The organism is Burkholderia cepacia, from assembly GCF_001718835.1.
GTDB classification, from domain to species: Bacteria; Pseudomonadota; Gammaproteobacteria; order Burkholderiales; family Burkholderiaceae; genus Burkholderia; species Burkholderia cepacia_F.
In genome coordinates, this window is the sequence record NZ_CP013444.1 from 2,037,264 (window position 1) to 2,053,664 (window position 16,401).

Annotated in this window: 18 protein-coding genes and 1 pseudogene; 11 read left to right on the forward strand and 8 right to left on the reverse strand. The window is 69.1% G+C overall.

What is annotated here, in order from left to right; genetic code table 11:
- Window positions 1–165 precede the first annotated feature (165 nt).
- Entirely contained in the window at window positions 166–981 is an 816-nt protein-coding gene (locus tag WT26_RS29025; RefSeq protein WP_335622474.1) for a chemotaxis protein CheB, read from the reverse strand.
- Between the two features lie 257 nt (window positions 982–1,238).
- On the opposite strand from WT26_RS29025, the gene WT26_RS29030 reads away from it, so the two are divergent.
- The 5 genes from WT26_RS29030 (at window position 1,239) to WT26_RS29050 (ending at window position 3,417) form a co-directional block, all read left to right on the forward strand.
- On the forward strand, window positions 1,239–1,625 hold the full coding sequence (locus WT26_RS29030) for a hypothetical protein (protein WP_059640436.1): 387 nt from the start codon (window positions 1,239–1,241) through the stop codon (window positions 1,623–1,625).
- 99 nt (window positions 1,626–1,724) lie between these two features.
- Complete coding sequence (locus WT26_RS29035; RefSeq protein ID WP_010099357.1) at window positions 1,725–1,922, forward strand: hypothetical protein; 198 nt, start codon at window positions 1,725–1,727, stop codon at window positions 1,920–1,922.
- 130 nt (window positions 1,923–2,052) lie between these two features.
- Window positions 2,053–2,607: a phasin family protein gene (locus WT26_RS29040; protein ID WP_059586101.1), complete on the forward strand. Its 555-nt coding sequence runs from the start codon at window positions 2,053–2,055 to the stop codon at window positions 2,605–2,607.
- A 66-nt stretch (window positions 2,608–2,673) separates the two neighbouring features.
- On the forward strand, window positions 2,674–2,955 hold the full coding sequence (locus WT26_RS29045; protein WP_231130488.1) for a hypothetical protein: 282 nt from the start codon (window positions 2,674–2,676) through the stop codon (window positions 2,953–2,955).
- Between the two features lie 186 nt (window positions 2,956–3,141).
- On the forward strand, window positions 3,142–3,417 hold the full coding sequence (locus WT26_RS29050) for a hypothetical protein (protein WP_069274572.1): 276 nt from the start codon (window positions 3,142–3,144) through the stop codon (window positions 3,415–3,417).
- A 39-nt stretch (window positions 3,418–3,456) separates the two neighbouring features.
- On the opposite strand, the gene WT26_RS29055 is transcribed toward WT26_RS29050, so the two are convergent.
- Window positions 3,457–4,947, reverse strand: a complete 1,491-nt coding sequence (locus tag WT26_RS29055; RefSeq protein ID WP_069275187.1) for a PLP-dependent aminotransferase family protein — start codon at window positions 4,945–4,947, stop codon at window positions 3,457–3,459.
- 194 nt (window positions 4,948–5,141) lie between these two features.
- Here WT26_RS29055 and WT26_RS29060 point away from each other — a divergent pair, with 194 nt between their 5' ends.
- Window positions 5,142–5,474 carry a hypothetical protein gene (locus WT26_RS29060; RefSeq protein ID WP_069274573.1) on the forward strand — a complete coding sequence of 111 codons (333 nt, stop codon included), beginning with the start codon at window positions 5,142–5,144 and terminating at the stop codon, window positions 5,472–5,474.
- 61 nt (window positions 5,475–5,535) lie between these two features.
- On the opposite strand, the gene WT26_RS29065 is transcribed toward WT26_RS29060, so the two are convergent.
- The 6 genes and pseudogenes from WT26_RS29065 to WT26_RS29090 form a co-directional block, all read right to left on the reverse strand.
- A complete protein-coding gene (locus tag WT26_RS29065; RefSeq protein ID WP_069274574.1) occupies window positions 5,536–5,958 on the reverse strand; it encodes a DUF6691 family protein in 423 nt (140 codons plus the stop codon).
- Between the two features lies 1 nt (window position 5,959).
- A pseudogene (locus WT26_RS29070) lies at window positions 5,960–6,256 on the reverse strand (YeeE/YedE family protein); the annotation flags it as partial.
- A gap of 36 nt (window positions 6,257–6,292) precedes the next feature.
- Window positions 6,293–7,552: an NAD(P)/FAD-dependent oxidoreductase gene (locus WT26_RS29075; protein ID WP_069274575.1), complete on the reverse strand. Its 1,260-nt coding sequence runs from the start codon at window positions 7,550–7,552 to the stop codon at window positions 6,293–6,295.
- Window positions 7,549–7,782 carry a 2Fe-2S iron-sulfur cluster-binding protein gene (locus WT26_RS29080; RefSeq protein WP_027791339.1) on the reverse strand — a complete coding sequence of 78 codons (234 nt, stop codon included), beginning with the start codon at window positions 7,780–7,782 and terminating at the stop codon, window positions 7,549–7,551. The genes WT26_RS29075 and WT26_RS29080 overlap by 4 nt, the downstream gene beginning before the upstream one ends.
- Window positions 7,779–8,906: an NAD(P)/FAD-dependent oxidoreductase gene (locus WT26_RS29085; RefSeq protein ID WP_069274576.1), complete on the reverse strand. Its 1,128-nt coding sequence runs from the start codon at window positions 8,904–8,906 to the stop codon at window positions 7,779–7,781. The genes WT26_RS29080 and WT26_RS29085 overlap by 4 nt, the downstream gene beginning before the upstream one ends.
- Window positions 8,903–9,835 carry a 4-hydroxyproline epimerase gene (locus WT26_RS29090; RefSeq protein ID WP_059666793.1) on the reverse strand — a complete coding sequence of 311 codons (933 nt, stop codon included), beginning with the start codon at window positions 9,833–9,835 and terminating at the stop codon, window positions 8,903–8,905. The genes WT26_RS29085 and WT26_RS29090 overlap by 4 nt, the downstream gene beginning before the upstream one ends.
- Before the next feature lie 252 nt (window positions 9,836–10,087).
- On the opposite strand from WT26_RS29090, the gene WT26_RS29095 reads away from it, so the two are divergent.
- The 5 genes from WT26_RS29095 to WT26_RS29115 all read left to right on the forward strand — a co-directional run bounded on the left by WT26_RS29095 (window position 10,088) and on the right by WT26_RS29115 (window position 16,265).
- Entirely contained in the window at window positions 10,088–11,008 is a 921-nt protein-coding gene (locus WT26_RS29095; protein ID WP_059666746.1) for a dihydrodipicolinate synthase family protein, read from the forward strand.
- Between the two features lie 186 nt (window positions 11,009–11,194).
- Complete coding sequence (locus WT26_RS29100) at window positions 11,195–12,820, forward strand: APC family permease (protein WP_069274577.1); 1,626 nt, start codon at window positions 11,195–11,197, stop codon at window positions 12,818–12,820.
- 67 nt (window positions 12,821–12,887) lie between these two features.
- Window positions 12,888–14,483, forward strand: a complete 1,596-nt coding sequence (locus WT26_RS29105) for an aldehyde dehydrogenase (NADP(+)) (RefSeq protein WP_069274578.1) — start codon at window positions 12,888–12,890, stop codon at window positions 14,481–14,483.
- On the forward strand, window positions 14,476–15,495 hold the full coding sequence (locus WT26_RS29110; RefSeq protein ID WP_069274579.1) for an Ldh family oxidoreductase: 1,020 nt from the start codon (window positions 14,476–14,478) through the stop codon (window positions 15,493–15,495). The genes WT26_RS29105 and WT26_RS29110 overlap by 8 nt, the downstream gene beginning before the upstream one ends.
- Before the next feature lie 236 nt (window positions 15,496–15,731).
- A complete protein-coding gene (locus WT26_RS29115) occupies window positions 15,732–16,265 on the forward strand; it encodes a cytochrome b (RefSeq protein WP_059954498.1) in 534 nt (177 codons plus the stop codon).
- The last annotated feature ends 136 nt before the right edge of the window (window positions 16,266–16,401 follow it).

Sequence of the window (16,401 nt, forward strand, 5' to 3'; positions counted from 1 at the left end):
TGGCCTGCTTGCGCCAAGATGCGCTGAGACCTCTATTATCCTTCGCCGCGCATCGACTGCAAGAACTTTGCCGCCTCCTCCCGCCGCTTCCGCGCCGCGTTGTCGCCGCGTCTCCTTTCGCTCTCGCGCAACGCGCACTCGACGGCACGCTGCCGCGCGATCCCGTCAGTCGCCGCCGCCGGCGCCCCCGCCTGTCGTCAGCTCGATCAGCCGGTGCGCGAGGCCGTCGAGCGACAGAACCTGATCGGCGTAGCGAGCCGCATGCAGCGGCATTTCGCCGGCGAAAGCTTCGGCAGGGTCCTGGACGATCGTCGAGCCCCCGCACGACTGGATGGCCTCGAGACCGGCCGCGCCGTCGTCCAGCGTGCCCGTCAGGATGACGCCGATAACGCGCGCACCCATCTCGGCGGCCGCGCTGCGAAACAGCGGGTCGATCGCCGGTCGCGCAAAGTTCTCCTTCGCCCCGTTCAGCAAGCGAAAATGCGCGCCTTCGACGATCAGGTGCCGATCCGGCGGCGCCACGTAAATGCTGCCGATCCGGTACGTCTGGCCATCCTTGGCATGCTCGGCGCGCAGCGGCCCGGAGTCGCACAGCAGCGACGGCAGGCAACTGTCATGGACGCCGATGTGCACGACGATCGCGATGGTCGCCGGCAGGTCGCCGGGAAGCAGGGAGGCAAGAACACGAAGCGCATCCACGCCCCCCGACGACGCACCTATTGCGATGAAGTCTCGGTGGGTCATTCGGGCTCCAATCCGCGAATCGTTTACGTGCAGCAATACGCGTGCCCGCGGCATGCGCGCCATCCGTCGAGCGGCCGCTTTCGCGCGCCTGCATGTCGCGAAGTCTGCCGCGGGGATATGAACGTCCGACCCCGGCGGGATTCGGCCGGCTCGCCGGATCAGGTTGCGGTGGACGTATCCGTTTCCATTGCACGCCGTCTCGGGGTTTTGCGCAACCGCACATTGCGCGCATGCCATCTCATCGACATTCGAACGTGATAGCGAGGCCGCGCGTCGCGGCACCGCCGATTCGTCGGACCGTACCTGACCGACATGTGACGCCACGCTTGCTCCTCGGCGACCGGGCGAAACGCAGCGCCTGCCTGCATCCGGCGCCCCTGTCCGTAAAGCCGACCATACGGACACATTCCCGTCGTGTACTTTTCCGCCGGCCCTGTCATATGCTTGGTACGGTCATTTTCCGCTCGAGAAAGTCACCTCACGGGACATCAAAGATGATCGTTCAAAGGCTGTCGTTCCGCGCCGCCCAAGGCAAGCTGCGAGTCATCTCGGTGTGGCGATGCCTCGCAAAAAGCAGAGCAAAGGTCTATCGCTGGAGCATCAGCGTCGATCGCATCACCGGCGTGGAATCGATGACGGTCGACCTTGTCGAATCCGGGCCGCTGTGCACGGCCGACATCGCCGACATGTTCATCGAGGCACCGCTGGAATTGAGCCTCACCCTGTTTCATTTGAACGTGGTCTCGAATCCCGCAACCCATCGACACGAGAAGGAAGATGCAAATGAAGCCGCGGATTCGTTCCCGATCGCGCGCCCCCATCCGAAGCTGACGATAGTCAGGGATATCACGCATCACATTGCGCGTTCCGGGCGGGATTGATCGCACGCGACGCGCAAGCAGTGCACGCGACTCGATGTCGCGAAAGCCGACTCAGTGCCGAGCGGCAACGCCTGCTTATTTCAATTGTCGGAGACAACAATGCTGAGCCCCCATGAATTTGCGGCGCTCATGCTGGTCAAGTCATCGCCTGACCAGATTGACATGAGCCGCGACGAACTCGACACGCTGCTCGAGCAACAGCTCGTCGTTCTCGAGAGACTCGTTTCCGGCGCACGCCGTCCACGCGTGACGAATGACGGTGAATTGCTGCTGCGGGCGATGACGCGAAAACGCTGACCGTCGCCCGGGCCGCCGGGCGGGTCATCCCCATCACGGACCGAGGTTCGAATGGCTGCGATGCGGCTCATTCGGCACGCCGAATAGCGCGGGTCCACGGAAATTCAATCAATCCAGGAGTTCGCTGATCATGCAAGCCCATGAGCTGATTTCGAGCGCGCAGCGCGCCAATCTCGACGTCGTTTTCAGTCTGGTCGGCAAGATGGTCGATGAAGTCGGGAAGCTGGCGGAACTCAACGCGCGCTTCACGCAATCGACGCTGGAAGACGCGCTGGAAGTCGCGCGGAGCACGGCGGAAAAACCACAGGACTGGATCGCGATCCAGCGCTCGATCGCGGCGCCGCTGGCCGAGAAGGTTCAGTCCTACAGCCGCGAATTTTTCGGCATCCTGTCGTCCGCGCAGGCTGAAGTGCTGAAGGCCGCCCAGGCCGGCAACGCGTCTTACGTGCGCCGCGTCCAGACGTTCGTCGAAGACGCGACGAAACACGCGCCGGCCGGCTCCGAGGCCGCCGTGGCGGCATGGAACTCGGCGATCGTCGCCGCCAATACGCTCTACCAGACGCTGGAAAAAACCGGGCAGCAGGCGGTCGAAGTCGCGCGAAGCAACATCGACGTGGTCGCCGCGGCGGCGTCGAAGAACGCCAAGCGCGCGATCGAGCAGGAACAGCAGGCAGCCAAGCGATAGCCATAGCCGGCTTGACGGGCATTACCGCATGCCGTTCACCTGTGAACGGCATGCATCACCAACGCGATGTCGATGCGCGCCGGAACGATGGCGTGCGCCATTGGCAAAAGCATGAATTACCACCATCCCGCGGCGCAGGAATTGGCACACATCGCTGCCATGGTCGCGCGACTCGAACAGCTCGTTCAAGGTGAGCGCCTCGACTGGAAAGGAACGATCGTGACGCAGCCGGACTACTGGCGTGCACGCATCAACGGCATTGCCGATCTTCCGCCGGGGCTGCAGCCGCAAGTCGACACGCTGCTGGCACGGCTCGACGCGATCGAAAAAGCGAACCGGCATCGCTAGCACGCTCGCCTGCCGTCGTTCGAGACCGTTTCGGCTCGCACGGCGCCTCCCTTCTCCTCCACGCCCGAATCGCCCCCTATCGTCCCGAATCACCGCCGCGCGCATCGGACAGATACGTGCTGCTTGCTGCCGCACGAGATACTGGTTATATTTACAGTACTGTATTTATGAACAGTGAGGTGCGTGATGGAACAACTCGTTCGTATCGTCAACGACGCCGATCGCCAAGTGCTGGCGTGGCTGCGTACGCAAGTCGGCGATACGCGCGTGGAGCGCGCGGCGCGGCAGCTCGGGCACACCCGCAAGCCCTTTCCGTCGGCCCTGTGCCGGTACCTGGGCGTCAGCGCGCCGGCGACGCTGCGCCACACGGCTCGGCCGCGGGCGGTGCGCGATTTCTCGGTCGGCGATCGTTACCTGTCGCTGATCCGTCAGCATCTCGCCGCCCACACCGCCAGCCGCTGAGCCGGGCGGCCGATCGGGCAGGCGCAACGGCGCGGCTGCTTACGCGGCCGCCGCGGCGCGCACGAGGCGGCCAAGCGTCCCGAAAGCCGCTTCGAGCTGCGCGTCGAACGGTCGCGCGCAGCCGATGCGGATGAAGGCGTCGAAGCGGTCGGTGTTGGAAAAGATCGCGCCGGGCGCGATGCGCACCCCTTGTTCGAGCGCCGCATTGAACAGCGCCTCGGAACGCACGCCGTCCGGCAACGCGATCCACAGCAGCATCCCGCCCGGCGGCTGGTTCATCCGGGTTCCGGCCGGGAAATGCCGTGCAATCGCGTCGATCGTCACGTCACGCTGCACGCGCAACTGCTCGCGGAACCGGCGCAGATGGCGATCGAACGCGCCCGAACCGACGAATTCGGCCGCAACGGCCTGCAGCAACGCGGCGTTGTGCCGGCTGTGCGCGAATTTCAGCATCTTCACACGCGCGTGCCAGCGCCCCGCGCTTATCCAGCCGAGCCGCATGCCGGGGGCCAGCACCTTGTTGAATGACGGGCAATAGATCACCGTGCCGTCGCGATCCCATGCCTTGACCGGCTTGACCGATTGCGGCGCCTCGACGAGTTCGCGATAAGGCTCGTCCTCGATCACGGCCACGCCGTGGCGCGAACAAAGCGCGACAAGCGCGGCCTTGCGCCCGTCGGGCATCACGCAGCCGAGCGGGTTCTGCAGGTTCGGCACGACCACCACGGCACGAATGTCCGGATACGCGGTCAGCGCCACTTCGAGCGCCTCGATCGACAGGCCGGTCGTCGGGCTGGCCGGGATTTCGAGCGCGCGCAAGCCGAGGCTTTCGAGCAACTGGATCAGGCCGAAGAACGCAGGCGATTCGATCGCGATCGTGTCGCCCGGGCGCGCGACCGCACGCAACGCGAGATTCACGGCATCGACGCCGCCGCTCGTCGACATCACGTCGTCCGGCGTCACCGTCACGCCGTACGACAGCGCGCGCTTGGCCATCGTCTGCCGGAACTCGGGCGAACCGCCGACAGGCCCCGCGTCGGTCAGCAACGTAGGCTTGCGCCGCAACAGCCGGATCGCGAGCGCCTGCAGGCGCTCGGCCGGATACAGCGTGGCCAGCGCGGACGCGCCGCCGAGGTTCAGCGCATCGGGCGCCGCGTTGGCGCGGTCGATCACACGCGACACGCGTTCGTGCAGGCCGGCGAACGGCGGCTCGACGCTCAGCGGCGGCCCGTCGCTTTCCGGCAGCGTTTCGAGCGCGACTGCCGCGCGGCGCCGCACGAAGTAGCCGGAGCGCGGCTTCGCCTCGCACCAGCCGGTATCCTCGAGCCGCCGAAACGCCTGAATTGCCGTCGACAGGCTCACGCCGTGCTGCGCCATGAACGCCCGCACCGACGGCATCCGGTCGCCGGGCCTCAGCGTGCCGGCCGCGATGATGCGGCGGTAATGCTCGGCGAGGCGTTCGTACAGCGGCTCGCCGGCGATCGGCAGATGCTGGCGGAAGGCGTCGCGGGAAGAATTCATGCGGGCCATCGTGCCCGCGCGGCTGTTCTGCTGCCAGATACAGATTCCGGGGAAACCCACCGATACAGCCGCGCCAAATCGTCGTCTGCACCGCAACAGATTCCCGTCCCCTGAATCTGTCGCGCCCGGGCGGGCGTCCCTAACCTGTCGACATGCGATCGCCGCGCACGACGCGACGGCGCGCAACCGGGAAAGGAATCGCCATGCGGACTCGACACTACCGGCTCGACGCCGGGCAAAGTCACTTTGCGTGGTTCGACAAGGGCAGCCAGGTGATCGTGCTGGACGGCGCGCTTGCGGTCACGCTGCGCCGCGGCGGGCTCGACTGGCTACCCGACGCGCCGCACCACATCCGCAGGGTGCTCGACGCCGGCGACTGCCTGACGATCGAAACGGCCGGCCATGCGTCGCTCGCGCCTGCCGGCGCGACGGCGGCCAGTACGGCGGTGGTCGCGCCGGAGCCGCGTGCCGGATGGCGCGGCGTGCTCGACGCGTGGCGGGCGCGCTTGCGCCGCGGGCGGACAGCCACGTCGTGACGCCCGGCCTTCGCCATTCGTCGACTCGAGAGCCGTGAGAGCCGGCCTCGCGGCCGGACCGTCACCGCGCGGCGCGGCGCCGCTCGATCCACTCGAACGCAGCCATCCCGGCCAGCATCGCGACGACGAAGCCGATCCCCTTCGCCGACCCGAAGCCGATCGACACGATCGCGGGCCCCGGGCAGAAGCCCGCCAGCCCCCAGCCGGCTCCGAACGCCGCGCTGCCCGCCACCAGGCGCACGGTGATCGCCCGCAGGGCCGGCAACTGCATCGGCAGGCCGAGCCATGACCGCGCCCTGCGTTTCGCCCATGCGAACGCGAACACGGCCACCCCCGTCGCGCCCGCCATCACGAACGCGAGCGACGGATCCCAGCGGCCCGCCAGGTCGAGAAAGCCGAGCACCTTCTGCGGATTGGCCATGCCCGACACGATGAGGCCGACGCCGAATGCCAGCCCAGCAAGGAATGCGAACCATGCCGCCATGTCAGCCTCCCGGCACATGCCGCTGCACGAACACGATCAGGAGCCCGACGGCCATGAACGTCGCCGTTGCGACCAGCGAGCGCAGCGACCCGCGCGACATCCCGCACACGCCATGGCCGCTCGTGCAGCCGCCCGCGTACCGCGTGCCGATTCCGACCAGCAGCCCGGCCGCGATGACGACGGGCCAGCTCGCGTCGACCTGCGGCGTCGCCCCGATTCCGGCCGCGCGCAGCATGAGCGGCGCGACGATCAGCCCCGCGACGAACGCGTCCCCGCCGCTGCGCCTTTCTCTCGCCCCAAGCCGGCGGTCGTGCAACGACCGACCGGCCTCGCCTCAAGCGTCGTCGCCCCCATCCAGCACCAACGTCCCCACCCGTGCCGGCACGAGCGGCGTGCGCGGTACCGGCGGCGTCCAACCGAACAATGCCTGCGCGGCCGCACCGCACACGCGTCCCTGGCATGCGCCCATCCCGCAACGTGACTGCAGTTTCGCGGCCGTCCAGCCGGCTTCGTTCACCAGCGCGTCGTAGCGCACGTCCTCGCAGCGGCAGACGAGCGTATCGGGCCGCGCCAGCCGGCGGACCGGCTCGCGGATCGCAAACCGTTCGCGCACGGCGTCCGCGAACGCCTGCCAGTGCGCGCGCCGCGCAACGAGCGCGGCCAGCGGCGCCGTCTGCCCGGTTGCCGCATGGCCGGCAATCTCGCCTTCGACCATCGCCAGTTCGCTGCCGCCGACACCCGTGCACTCGCCCGCCGCGAACACCCCGTCGCGGCTCGTACGCTGGTGCGCATCGACCGCTACCGCGCCGTGGTCGACCCGGCAGCCGAGATGGCTCGGCAGCACCGTATTCGGCACGAGGCCGAAACCGCACGCGAGCCGGTCGCAGTCGACGTCGAACTCGCGGTCGCCGTGCCGGATCCGCACGCGTTCGAGCCGCTTGTCGCCGAACGCCTCGACGACATAAGCATCCGGCCGGTACACCGGCGTCATCAGCCGCGCCGCCTGCGCGAGCTTCGACGGCCAGCGCCACAGCCCGACTCCGAAGCCGATCACATCCGCCCGCGCGGCCTGTTCGAGCACGTGCAGCACCTGTGCGCCGCGCTCGCGCGCCGTCGCCGCGCTCGCCAGCAGCAGCGGGCCGCTGCCCGCGATCACCGTGCGCTGCCCGCGCACGTCGAGGCCGTACTTGATCAGCGCCTGCAGGCCGCCCGCCCCGGTGACGCCCGGCAGCGTCCAGCCCGGAAACGGCAGCAGCAGTTCGCGCGCGCCGCAGCAGAGAATCAGCGTCCGGAAATCGAGCAGCAGCCCGCGTTCGTCGTCCTCGAGCAGCAGCGTGCCCGGCTGCGTTTCGGCGACGATGCGCGTCGCCGCGAGATACCGCACGTTCGGTTGCCGCAGCACGTCGAAACGCGCGGCCGCGGCCGGCGGCGCAGCGACGCCCGGCCCCTGCCGCCAGATCTGCCCGCCCGCGCGCGGGTTGTCGTCGACGATCGCCACCGTCGCACCGCTTCGTGCGGCGGCCCACGCGGCCGACAGCCCGGCCGGGCCCGCGCCGACGATCGCGATGTCGACGCTCAGTCGTTCCTGTTTCATCGCGTACGCTCCACCTGCATCCCGTCGCGGCACAACGTCTGGCAAGCCAGCCGGCGCCGCCCGTCGATCGTCATCCGGCACTCCTGGCAGATGCCCATCCCGCAAAACGGCGCGCGCGCCGCGCCCGTGCACGACACGCGCGTCGTGTCGTCGCCGCTCGCCGCAATGGCGGCCGCGACGGTCGCGCCGTCGGCCACCGTCAGCGCGCGGCCGTCCAGATGAATGATCATGAAAGCGCTCCGGCTACAGGGGACGCGGTCAGGAAGCGTCCCGGCAAATACGGTTCGATATCGATGGGCGGCCGCTCGCCGGCCATCAGCGCGGCGACGAGCCGCGCGCTGCCCGGCGCGGTCGTCACGCCGAGCCCTTCATGCCCGACCGCGAGCCACACGCCCGGCCGTGCCGGGTGCTCGCCGAGCAGCGGCAGCCCGTCGGGGCTCGCGGAACGGAACCCCGTCCATGCGCGGATGCCGTTCAGGTCGGCCAGGTCCGGCAGATAACCCACCGCGCGACGCAGCATGCGCGCGAGCACGGGCGGCTCGACTTGCGGGTCCTCGGTGTCGAACTGGCGCGACGAGCCGATCAGCAACTGGCCGGTCGGCCGCGGCTGCACGTTGAACGCGACCGACGTGCCGTCGCCCGCATGCGCGCTCGCCGCATAACCCAGCTCGACGAGCTGGTGCGACACCTGGCCCGGATAGCGGTCGGTAATCAGCAGATGGCCCTTTTTCGGGCGCAGCGGCAGTTCAGGCAGCAGCGTGCGCGCCGCAACGCCGTTCGCGACGACCACCCGCTCCGCGCGCAGCGTGTCGCCGCTCGCGAGCGTCACGCTCGGGCCGTCGACCGCGACGGCCCGGTCGCGCCGCAACGTGATGCGCGGCGCGCGCTGGAGCAGCCAGTTCGCGGTGACGGGCGCATAGAGGATCGCGTCGCCCGGAATCTTCAGCGCGCCGCCGAGCCCGGCCCGCAGCATCGGTTCGAGCGCGGCGAGTACGCCGCTGTCGACCAGTTCGCCCGCCACGCCGTGCGCGGCGAGCGTGGCCTGCTTCGCGCGCGCGAGATCCATCTCGTGCGCATCGGCCGCGAGCCACAGCGTGCCGCAGTTGCGGTACGCGCAGCCTTCGGGCATCTCGCCGCTCAGCGCACGCCACAGTTCGATCGAGTAATGGCTCAGCGCGAGCTCGGCCGCGTTGTCGTCCATCGCGACGAGGTGCCCCATGCCCGCGCCGGTCGCCCCGCCGCGCGCGTCGTCGACGACGAGCACGCGCAGCCCGCGCTGCGCGAGTTCATGCGCGCACGCGGCGCCGACGATGCCGGCGCCGATCACGACGACATCCGTCTTCGCGTCGCTCACGGCGCGATACCCCAGCCGAACGGATCGTCTTCCTCGATCAGGAGCGTCGCTTCCGCGCTCAGGTGCGCACTGCCGCGGATCGTCGGCACGATCCCGCCGTCGGCTGCTTCGTAGCTCGCGTGGAACACGCTGCCGATCACACTCGCCTGCCGCCACACGGCGCCCGGCGCGAGCTTGCCGTCGGCCGCGAGGCACGCGAGCTTCGCGCTCGTGCCGGTGCCGCACGGCGAACGGTCGTACGCGAGGCCCGGGCACAGCACGAAGCTGCGGCTGTCGTGCTCCGGATCGTCGGCGAACAGCTCGATATGGTCGATCTCGCCGCCGTTCGCACCGGTGATGCCCGCGCGTTCGAGCCCTGCGCGCACGGCCGACGCATACGCGGTGAGCGCCGCGACGTTGTCGCCGGCGACGCGCTGCCCGTGGTCGCTGATCAGGAAGAACCAGTTGCCGCCCCACGCGATGTCGCCCTTCACGGGGCCGTAACCCGGCACGTCGAGCGCGACGCCCTTCGCATGGCGGTACGCGGGCACGTTGCGCACGCTGACCGACAGGTCGTCGTGCAACGTCGCCTCGACGGTGCCGACCGGCGTTTCGATCCGGTGCACGCCGGGCGCGATGCGCCCCATGTGGTGCAGCGTGCGCACGACGCCGATCGTGCCGTGCCCGCACATCCCGAGATAGCCGCTATTGTTGAAGAAGATCACGCCGGCCGCCGCATCGGGCGACACGGGCTCGCACAGCAGCGCGCCCACCAGCACGTCGCTGCCGCGCGGCTCGAGGATGCATGCGGTGCGGTAGCGGTCGTGCTCGCGCGCGAGCACGTCGCGGCGCTCGGCCATCGTGCCGCTGCCGAGCGCGGGGAAACCGGACACGACGAGCCGAGTGGGTTCGCCGCCCGTGTGCGAATCGATGATCTGGATGCGCTTCATCATGAGCCGTCCGAGTGGGGAAAGGAGCATAGCTTCCTCCGTCACGCGTCCGTCCGCTTGTGGCTTTTCGATGAGGACGACGACGAAATCGGCATAGTGCGAGGCGCCCTTCCCGCGCCGTGCGGCCGCTGTGCCGATTTCGTCATTTTGCTCCGCGATACGACTCAAGCGTGACCGGCGTTTGCGCGGCGATACTGGTTGCCACACCGACGCCTGTCGGCCGACCGATACAAACACACGTAGGAGATTGCAGTGAGCCGAAACGCCATTCAGTGGACCGGGGTTTTCCCGGCCGTCAGCACCCAGTTCAAGCCGGACTTTTCCCTCGACATCGACGCCACGCACCGCGTGGTGAAGAACCTGGTGAACGACGGCGTGTCGGGCCTCGTGGTCTGCGGCACGGTCGGCGAAAACACGTCGCTGTCGACGAGCGAGAAGCTCCAGGTGATCGAGGCCGCACGCGATGCGGCAGGCGGCAAGATTCCGGTGATCGCCGGCATCGCCGAATTCACGACCGAATTCGCGCGCAACACGGTGCGTGAAGCGCAGCGCGTCGGCGTCGACGGCGTGATGGTGATGCCCGCGCTGGTCTACTCGGCCAAGCCGCACGAAACCGCCGCGCACTTCCGCGCGGTCGCGACGAGCACCGACCTGCCGGTGATGGTCTACAACAACCCGCCGATCTACAAGAACGACGTGACGCCCGACGTGCTGATCGCGCTGCAGGATTGCGAGAACATCGTCTGCTTCAAGGATTCGTCGGGCGATACGCGCCGCTTCATCGACCTGCGCAATGCGGTCGGCGATCGCTTCGTGCTGTTCGCGGGCCTCGACGACGTCGTGGTCGAGAGCATCGCCGTCGGCGCCGAAGGCTGGGTGTCGGGCATGTCGAACGCGTTCCCGAAGGAAGGCGAGACGCTGTTCCGCCTCGCGAAGCAAAAGCGTTTCGACGAAGCGCTCGCGCTGTACCGCTGGTTCATGCCGCTGCTGCACCTCGACGCGCGCCCCGACCTCGTGCAGTGCATCAAGCTGTGCGAAGAGCTGGTCGGCCGCGGCAGCGCGGTCACGCGCCCGCCGCGCCTCGCGCTGCAGGGCGACACGCTCGCGGAAGTGAAGGCCATCGTCGCGAAGGCGCTCGAAACGCGCCCGGCGCTGCCCGACGTCGGTCTCTGACCGACTCCCCCGGCGGCGGCGCAACGGCTTTCCCCGCCGCGCCGCCGCCCCCGGTCCGGCATGGCCCGCACGGGCCCGCCCCGGTCGTTCGAACCGGGCGACGCCGGCCGGCAGGCCTGCGCCGCTGCTCCGTCGGAGCGCGGCGCGGTTTCCGCCTGTGCCGATATTCCCCCAGGAGACAAGCCCATGCCAGGCCAAGGCAACGCTCACCCGTCTGTCCCGCTTTCCCGTTCCGCGCACCCCGACGCGGGTCACGGCAAGTTCAAGAAACAGCTGTCGCTGACCGATCTCACGTTCATCGGTCTCGGCGCCATCTTCGGTTCGGGGTGGCTGTTCGCCGCGAGTCACGTCTCGACGATCGCGGGCCCGGCCGGCATCTTCTCGTGGCTGCTCGGCGGCTTTGCGGTGCTGCTGCTCGGCATCGTCTACTGCGAACTCGGCGCCGCGCTGCCGCGCGCGGGCGGCGTGGTCCGCTACCCGGTGTTCTCGCACGGCCCGCTGCTCGGCTACCTGATGGGCTTCATCACGCTGATCGCCTTTTCGAGCCTGATCGCGATCGAGGTCGTCGCCGCGCGCCAGTACGCGGCCGCGTGGTTTCCGGGCCTGACGGTCGAAGGATCGAGCGACCCGACCACGATCGGCTGGCTCGTGCAGGCCGCGCTGCTGTGCTTCTTCTTTTACCTGAACTATTCGAGCGTGAAGACGTTCGCGAAGGCGAACAACCTCATCAGCATCTTCAAGTTCATCGTGCCGCTGTCGGTGATCGCGGTGCTGTTCACGTTCTTCAAGCCCGCGAACCTGACCGTGCACGGCTTCGCGCCGTTCGGCATGCCCGGCATCGAGATGGCCGTGTCCGCCGGCGGCATCATCTTCGCGTACCTCGGGCTCACGCCGATCGTGTCGGTCGCGAGCGAGGTGCGCAATCCGCAGCGCACGATCCCGATCGCGCTGATCCTGTCGATCCTGCTGTCGACGCTGATCTACGTGCTGCTGCAGCTCGCGTTCATCGGCAGCATCCCCACCGCCATGCTCGCCGCCGGCTGGCATGACGTGAGCAAGGCGTTCTCGCTGCCGTATCGCGACATCGCGCTGGCGCTCGGCGTCGGCTGGCTCGCGGTGATGGTCGTCGCCGACGCGATGATCTCGCCGAGCGGCTGCGGCAACATCTACATGAACGCGACGCCGCGCGTCGTCTACGGCTGGGCCAAGACCGGCACCTTCTTCAAGGTGTTCACGCGCGTCGACGAAGCGTCGGGCATCCCGCGCGCGGGCCTGTGGCTCACGTTCGGCCTCGCGATCTTCTGGACGCTGCCGTTCCCGTCGTGGGAAGCGCTGATCAACATCGTGTCCGCCGCGCTGGTGCTGAGCTATGCGGTCGCGCCGGTCTCGGTCGCCGCACTGCGCCGCACCGCGCCCGACCTGCCGCGGCCGTTCCGCGCGGTGGCGTTCGGCATCACCGGCCCCGCATCGTTCGTGATCGCCGCGCTGATCGTCTACTGGTCGGGCTGGAGCACCGTGTCCTGGCTGCTCGGCCTGCAGATCGTGATGTTCGTCATCTATCTCGCGTGCCGCCGCTGGGTGCCGACTGCCCACCTGAGCCTCGCCGAACAGGTGCGCTCGTCCGCGTGGCTGATCGCGTTCTATGCCGCGATGATCGTGCTGTCGTATCTCGGCGGCTTCGGCGGCACGGGCCGGCTCGCCCATCCGTACGACACGGTCGTCGTCGCTGCCGTCGCGCTCGTCATCTACTGCTGGGGGGCGAATACCGGCGTCCGTTCCGACAAGCTGCAGCTCGACGACGACGAAGGCTGACGCCCCCTTCCCTTTTTTCTCATCGGCCGGGCCGCGCGCCCGGCCCGCACTTTTTCCGAGGAAAACCATGCAACTCACAGGTCAGCTCCTGATCGGCCAGTCCGCCGTCGCCGGACAGAACGGCACCCTCCACGCACTCGCCGCCGCCACCGGCGAACGGCTCGAGCCCGCCTTCGGCGGCGCGAGCCGGCACGACCTGGAGACGGCCTGCGCGCTCGCCGACGACGCGTTCGACATCTATCGCGAAACGTCGCTCGAAGCACGCGCCGCGTTTCTCGACGCGATCGGCCGCCACATCATGGCGCTCGGCGACGACCTGATCGAGCGCTGCGTCGTCGAAACGGGCCTGCCGCGCGCCCGCATCGAAGGCGAGCGCGGCCGCACGGTCGGCCAGCTCGCGCTGTTCGCGTCGCTCGTGCGCGACGGCGGCTTTCTCGACGCGCGGATCGATCCGGCACGCCCCGAGCGCAAGCCGCTGCCGCGCGTCGACCTGCGCCTGCGCAACGTCGCGGTCGGGCCCGTCGCCGTGTTCGGCGCGTCGAATTTCCCGCTCGCGTTCTCGGTCGCCGGCGGCGATACGGCGTCGGCGCTCGCGGCCGGCTGCCCGGTGATCGTCAAGGCGCATTCGGCCCACCCCGGCACGTCGGAACTCGTCGGTCGCGCGATCCAGCAGGCCGCGCGCGAGTGCGCAATGCCGGCCGGCGTGTTCTCGCTGCTGTTCGACGCATCGCGCGAGATCGGCCAGGCGCTCGTCGCCGATCCGCGCATCAAGGCCGTCGGTTTCACCGGCTCGCGCCGCGGCGGCGTCGCGCTGATGCACATCGCGGCCGCACGCCCCGAGCCGATTCCCGTCTATGCGGAAATGAGCTCGATCAACCCCGTGCTGCTGTTTCCCGCCGCGCTCGACGCGCGTCACGACACGATCGCGCCGCAATTCGTCGCGTCGCTCACGCTCGGCGCCGGCCAGTTCTGCACGAATCCGGGCCTCGTGCTCGCGGTCGACGGGCCCGCGCTGCGTGCGTTCGAGGCAGCCGCGGCGGCCGCGGCGCGCGCCGCTGCGGCGGCGACGATGCTGACGCCGCACATCCACGCCAGCTACTGCGACGGCGTCGCGCGCCTGCGTGCGCACGCTGCCGTCGACACGCTCGCCGAAGGCGTCGAAGGCGACCGCTACCAGGCCCGCGCCGCCCTGCTGGCGACCTCGGCCGATGCGTTCGTCGCGCATCCCGAGCTGCGCGACGAAGTCTTCGGCCCCGCTTCGCTGATCGTGCGTTGCCCGGACGCCGACACGCTGCATCGCGTGCTGAAGTCGCTCGAAGGCCAACTGACGATCGCCGCGCATCTCGCCGACGGCGACGCCGCCCTGTTCGCCGCGCTGCGCCCGACCTTCGAGCGCAAGGCCGGCCGCATTCTCGTCAACGGCTTCGGCACGGGCGTCGAGGTCGGCCATGCGATGGTGCACGGCGGCCCGTTCCCGGCGACGTCCGACACGCGCACGACGTCCGTCGGCGCGCGTGCGATCGAGCGCTTCCTGCGCCCCGTGTCGTATCAGGACCTGCCGGATGCGCTGTTGCCGGACGCGATCCGCGACGGCAATCCGCTGCACGTCGCGCGACGCATCGACGGCGCCGTGGTGCTGCCGAAGGAGGCGCGCGATGTCTGACGCGAACGAAGTCGTCCTGTCGCTCGATGAAGTCCACGCGCTCGCGCTGCGCGTACTGACGCACAACGGCATGTCCGACGCCCATGCGCGGGCCATCGCCAACGTGATCACGCAGGGCCAGCGCGACGAATGCCATTCGCATGGCGTGTACCGGCTGCTCGTCTGCGTGCGTTCGCTGAAGAAGGGCAAGGTCGATCCGCAAGCCGTGCCGACGCTGCGCCGGCTCTCGTCGTCGATCGTCGCGGTCGACGCGCATCGCGGCTTCTCGCTGCTGAGTTTCGAAACCGGCCTGCCCGTGCTCGTCGAGATGGCGAAACAGCACGGCATCGCCGCGATGGCGATCAACCACTGCTACCACTTCTCCGCGCTGTGGCCGGAAGTCGAGGCTATCGCGGCCGAGGGGCTGGCCGGCATCGCGATGAACCCGAGCCATAGCTGGGTCGCGCCGGAAGGCGGCAAGGCGCCCGTGTTCGGCACGAACCCGATCGCGTTCGCGTGGCCGCGCCCGGGCAGCGTGCCGTTCGTGTTCGACTTCGCGACGAGCGCGATCGCGCGCGGCGACATCGAGCTGCATGCGAAGCAAGGCAAGGCGATCCCCCAGGAATGGGCGATCGACGCCGATGGCCGGCCGACCACCGATCCGAAGGCCGCGCTGCAGGGCGCAATGCGCACGTTCGGCGGCCACAAGGGGTCGGCGCTCGCGGCGATGGTCGAGTTGCTCGGCGGCGCGCTGATCGGCGACATGACGAGCCGCGAGTCGATGGACTTCGACGAAGGCGTCGGCGCGACGCCGTGCCACGGCGAACTCGTGATCGCCTTCGACCCGAAGGTGTTCCTCGGCGACGATCTCGACACGGGGCTCGCGCGCGGCGAGCGGATGTTCGAATCGATCGTCGCGCAGGGCGCGCGGCTGCCGTCGCAACGGCGCTTCGGCGCCCGCGCGCGCAGCATCGCGAACGGCGTGCGGATTCCACGACCGCTTTACGAGGAAATCCTCGCGCTGCTCGATTGATGCGCGACACGCATCGTCCGCGGGCGCAATGCACGCGGACGATGCGGTATCGCCCGCTGTTGCGTACTTCGCTTTCCCCCGGTCGTCTCTGCTTTCCCCGCCACGCACGACCGCTGCGCGCTCGCGCACCTTAAGGCTGTCATAAGGCTCGCGCTACGATGATCCCGTCAGCAGCGGCCCCTCGCCCGTTCGTCGTGCCGCGTCCCCGCTCATCTGATCCGCCCGAAGGAGTCGCCATGCCCGATACCCCGCGCCAGACCGCCCGCCACGACCGGCTCACGCGCCTGTTCCACTGGAGCATGGTGCTGCTGGTGGCCGCCCAGTTCGCGATCGGCTGGACGATGCCGGACGTCCACGGCACCGCGCCGCCGCTCGGGCTGGTGCTGCTGCACGTGAACCTGGGCGTGTTGCTGCTGCTGATCGCTGCGCCGCGCCTGCTGTGGTCCGGCGCACGCAAGCCCATCGCGCCGGTCGAGCAGCCTCCGGCACTGGCGTTCATTGCGAACGTCACGCACAAGCTGCTTTATGCGTCGCTGATCGTGGTGCCGGTGCTCGGCTGGCTGAACGCGAACGGCCGCACCTGGCATGTCGGGCTCGGCAACGCGATTCCGTTGCCGGCGATCGCCGCGCCGCATTCGCTCGGCGCGTCGATCGGCGAGCTGCACAGCGCGTGGGCAACCGCGCTCGCAATCCTGATCGGCCTGCATGCATGCGCGGCGCTCGCGCACCGCTTCGTCTTGAAGGACGGCGTGCTCGCACGGATGCTCTGACGCACGGTTCCACGCGAAGCGAGGTCGCGCCCGCCGGCGTCCGCCGCCGACGGCACGCATCGTCCGCTTTCAGCCCGGAACATCCGGGCTCTTTTGCGTCGCACTTTCTTGCGTCGCACTTCGGTCAGGCGGAAAG